General features: G+C 73.4%; 7 protein-coding genes. 5 read left to right on the forward strand and 2 right to left on the reverse strand.

Annotation, left to right across the window (positions count from 1 at the left end; genetic code table 11):
- Positions 1–227: 227 nt before the first annotated feature.
- Genes ACIRQH_RS36985 through ACIRQH_RS36995 form a run of 3 tightly spaced genes read left to right on the forward strand, consistent with a single transcriptional unit; the run spans position 228 to position 4,488 of the window.
- Positions 228–1,490 (forward strand): glycosyltransferase, encoded by a 1,263-nt coding sequence (locus ACIRQH_RS36985; RefSeq protein ID WP_404229459.1) that lies wholly within the window; start codon positions 228–230, stop codon positions 1,488–1,490.
- Entirely contained in the window at positions 1,487–3,178 is a 1,692-nt protein-coding gene (locus ACIRQH_RS36990) for a lipopolysaccharide biosynthesis protein (protein WP_358819452.1), read from the forward strand. Before ACIRQH_RS36985 ends, ACIRQH_RS36990 begins: the two co-directional genes overlap by 4 nt.
- Positions 3,175–4,488 carry a hypothetical protein gene (locus ACIRQH_RS36995; RefSeq protein ID WP_358819451.1) on the forward strand — a complete coding sequence of 438 codons (1,314 nt, stop codon included), beginning with the start codon at positions 3,175–3,177 and terminating at the stop codon, positions 4,486–4,488. Before ACIRQH_RS36990 ends, ACIRQH_RS36995 begins: the two co-directional genes overlap by 4 nt.
- A 159-nt stretch (positions 4,489–4,647) precedes the next feature.
- On the opposite strand, the gene ACIRQH_RS37000 is transcribed toward ACIRQH_RS36995, so the two are convergent.
- Complete coding sequence (locus tag ACIRQH_RS37000; protein ID WP_358819520.1) at positions 4,648–6,117, reverse strand: O-antigen polymerase; 1,470 nt, start codon at positions 6,115–6,117, stop codon at positions 4,648–4,650.
- Positions 6,118–6,272: 155 nt separating this feature from the next.
- Here ACIRQH_RS37000 and ACIRQH_RS37005 point away from each other — a divergent pair, with 155 nt between their 5' ends.
- Positions 6,273–6,812 carry a WcaF family extracellular polysaccharide biosynthesis acetyltransferase gene (locus ACIRQH_RS37005; RefSeq protein ID WP_358819450.1) on the forward strand — a complete coding sequence of 180 codons (540 nt, stop codon included), beginning with the start codon at positions 6,273–6,275 and terminating at the stop codon, positions 6,810–6,812.
- A complete protein-coding gene (locus ACIRQH_RS37010) occupies positions 6,809–7,918 on the forward strand; it encodes a glycosyltransferase (protein ID WP_404229445.1) in 1,110 nt (369 codons plus the stop codon). Before ACIRQH_RS37005 ends, ACIRQH_RS37010 begins: the two co-directional genes overlap by 4 nt.
- A 63-nt stretch (positions 7,919–7,981) precedes the next feature.
- Here ACIRQH_RS37010 and ACIRQH_RS37015 read toward each other — a convergent pair whose 3' ends face one another.
- Positions 7,982–8,671 (reverse strand): hypothetical protein, encoded by a 690-nt coding sequence (locus ACIRQH_RS37015; protein ID WP_358819448.1) that lies wholly within the window; start codon positions 8,669–8,671, stop codon positions 7,982–7,984.
- Positions 8,672–8,864 lie beyond the last annotated feature (193 nt).

Consider the following 8,864-nt stretch of genomic DNA (forward strand, 5'->3'; position numbering starts at 1 on the left):
ATGGTGCAGGGAGGGTGAACAATTAGGGTGCGTCCTGGGTCACTTACGACCGGCGCGGGGACCGGGGGGTCCCGTGGGACGCAGACACACAGGGGAGGCCGCAGTGGCGGCCGGGGGGAAGGTTTCGTCGCGTGACACATACCCACGACGAGCGTCGTGACCGGAGCGGTGCGGGGGTCGCCGGTCCGGCGGGGTCCGTTCCGGTGCAGCGCACCAACGAGCCGGACATCGGCGGACGCGCCGACAAGGAGGACGAAGCCGGGCCTTCCGGGCGCCGGTTGCTCCTCGTGTCCACCAACTACGCGCCCGAGCACACCGGTATCGGGCCGTACGCCACCGGCATCGCCGAGCACTGGGCGAGCCGCGGCCACGAGACCCATGTCCTGGCCGGGCTGCCGCACTACCCGGCCTGGCGACTCGACCCCGCCTACCGCACGGTGTGGCGGGCCACGGAGCAGCGGGCCGGTGTCACCGTGCACCGCAGGCGGCACAGCGTCCCGCCGCGCCAGAGCGCCCTGCGCAGGGCGCTGTTCGAGAGCTCGATACTCGCCCACGGCCTGGTCGCGCCGCCCCGCACCGGCCGTCTCGACGCCGTGCTCGCCCAACTGCCCAGCCTCGCCGGAGGCGTGCTCGGAGCCCGGGTCGCCGCCCGCCACCGGGCACCGTTCGTCCCGGTCGTGCAGGACCTGATGGGAGCCGCCGCCGCCCAGTCCGGCATCCAGGGCGGTGGCCGCGCCGCCGAGCTGGCCGAGCGCGCGGAGTCGTGGGTGCTGCGGCGCGCCACCCTGGTCGGCGTCATCCACGAGACGTTCGTCGAGCGGGTGCGCGCCATGGGCGTGGATCCGGGCCGCATACGCCTGGTGCCCAACTGGTCGCACATACAGGCCCCCGCGGCGCCGCGCGACCGTACCCGCGAACGGCTCGGCTGGCGGCCGGAGCAGACCGTGGTCCTGCACTCCGGCAACATGGGGCTCAAGCAGGGGCTCAAGGTGCTGGTGGACGCCGCCCGCCACGACCCGGACACCCGGATCGTCCTGATGGGCGACGGCAACCAGCGCGAGCACCTCGCCGCACTCGCCGCGGGACTGCCCAACCTGGAGTTCCTGCCCTCGGTGGACGACGCCGACTTCCCCGACGTCCTGGCCGCCGCCGACGTCCTCGCCGTCACCCAGCGGGCCTCCGTCCTCGACATGAGCGTCCCGTCCAAGCTCACCTCCTACTTCGCCGCCGGCCGCCCGGTGGTCGCCTCGGTCGCCGCCGAGGGCGGCACGGCCCGCGAAGTGCTGCGATCCGGTGCCGGAATGCTTGTGGAACCGGAGAATCCTGATCAGTTCTTGTCGGCGGTGCGTAGACTCGCCGAAGATCCGAAGATGGCGGACGAGTTGGGTGCGGCGGGTCCGCGCCATGTAGCGGCCCATCTGTCACGGGAGGCGGGTCTCGCGCGCATCGACGCGCTGATCGACGAGGCAATGGGGGGACTTGGAAGGTGAACGAGACACACGTTCCCGTCCGGGGAGAGGACGAACCGGAGCAGTTGCGCGAGCAGTTCCGCCAACTGCTGCGTTACCGGTGGCTGATAGGCGGCGGTGTCGGCATCGGACTGCTGTCCGGAGCCTGGCTCGGCGTGACCGGCGCCGACAGCTATGCCGCCACCACCGACATCGTGCTGCGCGCCCCCACCAGCGACCCCTTCGCGCCGACGCTCTCCAGCGACAAGGCGCTGAACATGGGGTCCGAGCGGCAGACGGCCCTCAGCCGCTCCGTCGCGCAGGGCGCCGCGAAGCAGCTCAAGATGAGCGCGGGCGACGTGGACCAGCTCCAGCACGGGCTCCAGGTCACCAACCCGCCGCAGACCCTCGTGCTGCACTTCACGTACAACGCGTCCGACCCGCAGGAGGCGGCGCGTCGCGCCAACGCCCTCACCGCGTCGTACATCGACATGCGCAAGGACCAGTGGGAGTCCGTCCGCGACTCGATGCTCAAGAGTCTGCAGGACCAGCTCAATCCGGTCGCCAAGCAGAACGACGAGCTCTCCCGGCAGATCAAGCAGCTCCCCGACGGGTCCGCCGCGGACTCCGCCTACGCGGTGCAGGCCAACCTGCTGAACCGCATCACCGACCTCCGCTCCAAGATCACCAGCCTGAAGGCGCTCGACATGACGCCCGGCAACGTGATCCGCAACGCCACGGTCCCCTCCTCGTCCGACGGGCCCGGCCTGCCGCTCTCGCTCGGGCTCGGCGGCCTCGTCGGCGTCGGCCTCGGCCTGCTCGGCGCGTGGGTGCGGCTCGTCTTCGACCCCGCGCCGCGTTCGGCCGGTGACGTCGCCCGCGCCGTCCGCGGCCCCGTCCTCGGCGCGCTGCCCCGCGGTTCGGCGGGCACCCTGGTGGTCGGCCACACCGACTCCCGGGCGGCCGAGGAGTACCGCTCGATCGCCTTCCGTCTCGCCTACGACGAGCGGTTCGCCGACCGGCGACGGCTGCTCGTCGTCGCCCCGCGCGGCTCCATGGAGTCGAGTGTCGCCGTCGCGGTCAACCTCGCCGCCTCGTTCGCCGAGACCGGCAAGAACGTCCTGCTGGTGGAGGCCGACCTGCGCACCCCGTCGCTCTCCGAGCGGCTCGACGTGTCCGCCGCCTCCCTGCCCCGCTGGAGCCGTACCGGCGAGCACGTCGAGGGCGAGTGGCCGAGCCGAGGCCAACTCCTCGTCGACGCGGGCGAGTCGGGTGCCTTCGGGCTCGTCCCCGGCGAACGTGTGCGCAACGTGCCGCGCGCGTTGACCTCCGCCCGGACCACCCGGCTGATCGCCGAGGCCGACGACCCGGACGCCACCGTCGTGGTCGTGGCTCCGCCCGTCCTCGCGTACGCCGACGCTCTCGCGCTCGTCGACCGTGTCGACGGCGTGCTCATCGTCTGCGACCCGCGGACCGTGCACCGTGCCGACCTGATGCGCATCCGCGAACTGATCGTCGGAGCGGGCGGCACCGTCCTCGGCGCGGTGACGCACACCGACTCCAAGCGGGTCCGGACGCCCGCCGCACGCCGCAGCAGCGGACGCCGGGCGCCCAAGAGCCAGCAGGCCAGGACCCCCGAGCCCACCAACACCCCCGAACCCGAGCGGCACTTCGACGGCGACGGCAGCGAGACCATCGCGCTGCGCACCGTCCGCTCGGGGGACCGGTGACCACCCCGGAGGAACAGCAGTCGTCCGAGAAGCCGTCCGGCCCGCCGCGTACCCCGCGGCGGTCGGCGGCGGCCCTCGCCTCGGTGCTCGACCAGGCGGCGTCCAGTCTCACCAACATCGCCGTGCTGGTGATCGCCGCCCGCGTCTCCACCGCGCACGGCTTCGCCACTTTCTCGATGGTGTACCTCACCTTCACGGTGCTGCTCGGACTCAACATGGCCTACGTCGGGCAGGCCGTCGTCCTCACCCGGGGCGACACCGCCACCACCGGTGCCGCGTGCCGGTCCGCGATCGCGTTCACCTCCCTCGCCTCCACCGTCGGCGGTGTCCTGCTCGCCGCCGTCGGCGCGGTCACCGGCGCGCTCACCGGCGGCTGGTCCGGGCCGGGCGGAGCCTTCCTCGCCCTCGGGCTCGTCCTGCCGCTGGTCCTGGTGCAGGACGGACTGCGGTACGCGTTCTCCACCCTGCGGCGCCCCGCCCTGGCACTGGCCGCGGACACGCTGCGTCTGGTGTGCGTGGTCCCCGCGCTGCTGGTCCAGCCCCGGCACGCCGCGCCCGGCCTGCTCGTGGCGGTGTGGGGTGTCTCGGCCGTGCCGGCGCTGCTGCTCGGCCTGCGCCTGCTGTGGCCCCATGTGCGCGGAGCGCGGGCCGACCTGCGGCCCTACGTGCGCCGGGGCCACCTCGGACAGCGCTTCGTCGTGGAGTTCGCCGTGGGCAACGCCTCCAGCCAGCTCGCGGTACTGGGCCTCGGTCTGTTCGCCGCCCCGCTGGCGGTCGGCGCCCTGCGCGGTGCCACCACGCTCTTCGGGCCGCTCAACGTCCTGTTCAACTCGGTCAACGCCTTCGGACCGCCGCTGCTGAACCGGCTGGGCGGCCGTCGGGCCACCACCCGCGCCGCCGCGCTCCTCGGTCTCGTCCTCAGTGTCGTCGGCCTCGCGTGGGGGCTCGTGCTGTACGCCCTTCCCGACCACGTGGGACGTCAACTGCTCGGCGCCACCTGGCAGTCGGCCGCCGCGCTGCTGCCCGCCTCGGGCGCCCAGTACGCGGTGATGGGCCTCGGCACCTGCGCCCTGGTGACCCTGCGCGTGCTCAGCCCGCGCGCCACCCTGTCGGTCCAGGTGGTGTTCTCGCTGCTCTCGGTCGTCTTCATGCTCGCCGGATACCTGCTGACCGGCTCGGCGCTCGGAGCGGCCTGGGGCCTGGCCGCGGGCTCCGCGCTCAAGGCGGTGGCGGCCTGGACCCGCGTCGCGCGCCTGCGGGTGGAGGAGACCGTCCCGACGCCGGTGGTTCCGGCGGTCCCCGCGAGCTGAGCGGGATCTCGCGGGGGAGCGGGCCCGCCGTCGTTCCCGACGCCGTCGACCGGGCGTTCCTGCGGGCAACCGCCCACGGTTTCCCGGAGACGACCGGTCGACAGTGGGCCGCCCGTACGGAGGGGGACCGGCCCGGCCCGCCCGGTCAGGACGCTCCGGTCAGCGCAGCCCCGTCGCCCGGTCCTGGCGGAACGTGCTGATCAGGACGATGCAGAAGGCCGCGATGGCCACCCGGCCCGACGCCTGGAGCAGCGGGCCCCGCAGCAGGATGAAGGAGTAGCCGGCGACCAGCGGGACGGCCAGGGCGATCAGGCTGCCCGGCCGGGCACTGCGCACCGCGCGGCGGGCATAGCGCCGGTCGACCCGCGCCGCCGCGTAACCCATCGCCACGAACCCCGCGACCATCCCGACCGGGCCGAAGTCGATCCACAGCTCGGCCCACACCGGCGACGAGAGATTCGTGTTGGTCGCCCCCATCCACTGGCCGACCATGACACCGGTGTCCATCGGCTTGTCGGGCCATATCGAGCGGGGGACCGCGAACAGCACCGAGCCGGCCATCTGACGGCCGAAGGTGTGGCCGCTGCCCGACCGGACGTACGTGATGGTGTTGGCGAACATGCCGACCTGGTCGTAGTCCTTGAGGGCCAGCGGCTCCAGGGGCGAAGTCGTCTGCACCGGGCGGTAGTTGGCGTCGTCGTAGCGGAAGCGGTCCGCGAACGGGAAGACCACCAGCGCCACGATGACACCCAGGCTGAGCGCGATCCGGTAGAAGGCCGCGCTCACCGGGAAGACCGTGAACAGCAGTGAGAAGAGAACGGTGAGGAACCAGAAACGCGGATTGGAGATCGGGTTGTTGACCACGGCGTTCAGGGCGGCCAGCGCCCCCCAGACCGCGATGATCACCACGGAGCGGCGGGCCCGCCGCGAGGTCACCAGCCAGCGCGTGTAGGCCAGCCAGGCGATGAGGGCGGGCACGGTGCCGAAGCCCCGCACGATGGCCTGCCCGGCCTGCGAGTCAGCCTGGGAGAGCCCGGCCTCCTGGACGCTGCTGATGATCTCCTGGCGGCTGGTGAAGAACACCGCGGGGCCGCCCAGCTTGACGACGAGAAGCGCCGAGCCGAAGAAGGCGATCACGGTCAGCAGGTACAGCCGGCGCCGGTGGACGAGCGCGGGCCGCAACTTGTCCTCGCGCTTCCGCTCGGGCCGCTGGCGCGCCAGCACGGTACCGATGTCGAAGGCGACACAGCCGATCAGGACGAGCGCGACCGCCTCCGTCAGATCGGTGCGCGCGCCCACGACCGGGGTCGGCGTGCGGCCGAGCACCGCCTGCGCGAGGGGTGCGACGCCCATCGCCATGTAGACGAACAGCCAGAACGAACCGGCGAGCAGTTTGCGCCGGTTGGAGAGGATCATCGTCGACAGCCGGATGCCGGCGTACATGGTGAGCGCCAGTTGGAGCCACAGCGCCGAGTCCTGCAGACCGGTGCCGGGCTGGACCAGGACGAGCAGCGGCAGGAACACCGAGAAGCCGAGGACGAGGGGGACCGACAGCGCGCGGGAGAGGAGCGTGCGCGGCCGGAACGGCGGCACCGCCGCCTGCCAGCCCCGCTCCGGTGACCCGGGCATGCTGGTCGTGCCCCGGTCCATCTGCTGCGTCATGGCGCCCCCGCCCCGAAAGAGATCCCCGGCGCAGTCTAACGAGCCCTGGCCTGCGGTGAACGGTCAGCTACTAGAGTGTGGCGAAGTTGCGTCCGGGGGGACGCTGTTGGGGGGATGGATCGATGCGTGATCTCCCGGCCTTCACACTGGCCGGATACGACAAGGGGCGCGGGATCGTCGTCCAGGCGCTCTGGTTCGCGGTGATGAACACGGTCTTCATGGCGTGGTTCACCCCGGCCCGGGTCAGGACGGCCCTGCTGCGTGCCTTCGGCGCCGAGATCGGCACCGGGGTGCTCATCCGGCACCGGGTGCGCGTGCTGTGGCCCTGGAAGCTGACGGTCGGCGACCACACCTGGATCGGCGAGGGGGCGTGGATCCTCAACCTGGAGCCGGTCACTCTCGGCGCCCATGTGTGCGTCTCGCAGGAGGCCCTGCTGTGCACGGGCAGCCACGACCACCGCGCCGCCGACTTCCGGTACCGCAACGCGCCGATCACCGTCGACGACGGCGCCTGGGTCGCGGCCCGTGCCACCGTCCTCGCCGGGGTGAAGGTCGGCCGCTGCGCCGTCGTCGGTGCCGGCGCGGTCCTCCACACGGATCTGCCGGAACTGACCCTGCACACCGCCGACAACCGGCGCCGACCCGTCGAGGAGCCGGCGTGAGAGTGCTGCACGCGGTCACCCTGCACAGCCCCACCCACGCCTTCGGCGGTCCGGTCCGGGTCGCCCTCAACCTCTGCAAGGGACTGCGGGAACGCGGGCACGACGCCCGGCTGACCGCCCTCGCCGACGGCTTCGAACAGCCCCTGCCCGAGGAGGTGGAAGGCGTGCCCGCCCGCCTCCACCAGGCGCGCAGGATCCTGCCGCTCGGGTTCAGCGGCCTGACCTCGCCGTCCCTCCTCGCCGGCGCCCACCGACTCGTACGGCAGGCCGACGTCGTCCACGTACATCTGGCGCGCGACCTGGTGACCCTGCCGGTGGCGCTCGCCGCGCTGCGCGCGGGGAAGCCGCTGGTCCTCCAGACGCACGGCATGGTCGACCCGAGCGAGCGGCGCTCGGCCCGCGTTCTCGACGCGGTCGCGGTGCGCAGGGTGCTGCGCGGAGCGACCGCCGTCCTGCACCTCACCACGCGTGAACTGCGCGATCTGGAGGCCGTGGTGGGCGGTACGGGTCTCGTCCGCGCCGTCCGCCTGGTGAACGGCGTGCCCGCGCAGCCCGAGGGCCCGGCCCCCGAAGGACCGCCGCGCATCCTGTACGCGGCCCGGCTCCAGGCCCGTAAGCGCCCCGTCGACCTGGTGGAGGCGGCGCCCGCGATCCTGGCCCGGCACCCCGAGGCGACCTTCGTCGTGGCGGGACCCGACGAAGGCGAACTCGCCTCCGTGCGACGGCGGATCGACGAGCTCGGACTCGCGGCGCGGGTGAGCTGTCCCGGACCGCTGGACGGGGCCCGGATGACCGAGGAGCTGCGCAGGGCGCACGTGTACGTCCTGCCGTCGGTGGACGAGCCGTTCCCGATGTCGGTCCTGGAGTCGATGGCCGTGGGCACACCGGTCGTGGTGACCGACTCCAACGGCCTGGCCCGCGACGTGGACAGGGCCGGGGCAGGCCGCGTGGTGACGGGACCCGACGGCATCGCCCCGGCGGTGCTCGACCTGCTGGACCCGGACGCCCGGCGCACCGCGTCGGCGGCGGCCCGCAAGCTCACCGCCGAGACGTTCGCCATGGACGCGGTCCTCGGCACCCTCCTCGACGTGTACGAGCGGGCCTAGAAGCGACGGCGCCCCCTCGTTCGGACCGGTGCGCAGGCGCGCCGGTCCGAACGGTATCCCGCGTTACGCGGGGAGCCAGGCGTAGCAGCCCGAGGAGACGAACGTGCGGGTCCCGGTCGGGATCTTCGCGGTGATCTTCTTCGGCGCGTCCGGGCCCGGGCCCGAGGCCAGCACCTTGTCGTCCGCGCCCAGTGCCTTCCAGGTGCAGCCCTTGGCGCTGGTCAGCGCGCGGTAGGTGCCCGGCGCCGGCCTCTTGCGGGTGCCGTCGGCAAAGCCGGTCGCGGCCTGGTCCAGCAGCGGCTTCTGCTTCGGGCACAGCTGGCCGATCGCGTCGTCGGCGGACGGCAGATCGCCGGCGATGAGCGCGCCGATGGCGGCGTCCTTGTCGTGGGCGGCGGTGCGCTCGATGCGCTGGCAGGTCTCCTGGCCCACCTGGAGCACGGCGGCCGGGTCCATGTTCTTCGGCACACGGCCGTGCAGGTACTTCTTCTCCTTGGCGGTGAAGGAACCGGTCACCGGGGTGAGCTTCGCGTCCGGCAGGACCGGCCCCTTGGACGGGCTCGACGACTCCTGGGGAGCCGGGCTGGCCTGGTCGTCCGGGACGCCGGCCGCCTGGTCGTCGGAGATGCTCCGCGTCGGGTTCGCCGCCGCGTCGGAACCGCCGTCCGAGCTGCAGCCGGAGAGCGCGAGGAGCGCGACGAGGGCGCCGGCGGCGGTACCGCGCCGGAGGGACCGGAGAGTACGAGTGTGCATGGTGGCTCCTGCGGCCCGAGCGGGCCGGGTATGAAGGCGGGCCCGCACACGAAGGTGCGGGCCCAGGTGGGGTGGGCGGGGGGGCGGGGCCGCCGGCCCGGCCCCCCCCCCCCCGGGGGGGGGGGGGGGGGCGGGGGCCCCCCCCCGACCCCCCCCCGCGGGGGGGTGTGCCCCGCCGCCCCCCCACCGGGGC

Origin of the sequence: Streptomyces sp. NPDC102279, from assembly GCF_044766365.1 — a bacterium.
Taxonomy (GTDB): Bacteria; Actinomycetota; Actinomycetes; order Streptomycetales; family Streptomycetaceae; genus Streptomyces.

Excerpts from the sequence above, each read along its gene's own strand:
- ACIRQH_RS37000 (WP_358819520.1), bottom strand. The coding sequence starts at position 6,117 with ATGCCCGGGTCACCGGAGCGGGGCTGGCAGGCGGCGGTGCCGCCGTTC.
- ACIRQH_RS37015 (WP_358819448.1), bottom strand. The coding sequence starts at position 8,671 with ATGCACACTCGTACTCTCCGGTCCCTCCGGCGCGGTACCGCCGCCGGC.
- ACIRQH_RS37005 (WP_358819450.1), top strand. The coding sequence starts at position 6,273 with ATGCGTGATCTCCCGGCCTTCACACTGGCCGGATACGACAAGGGGCGC.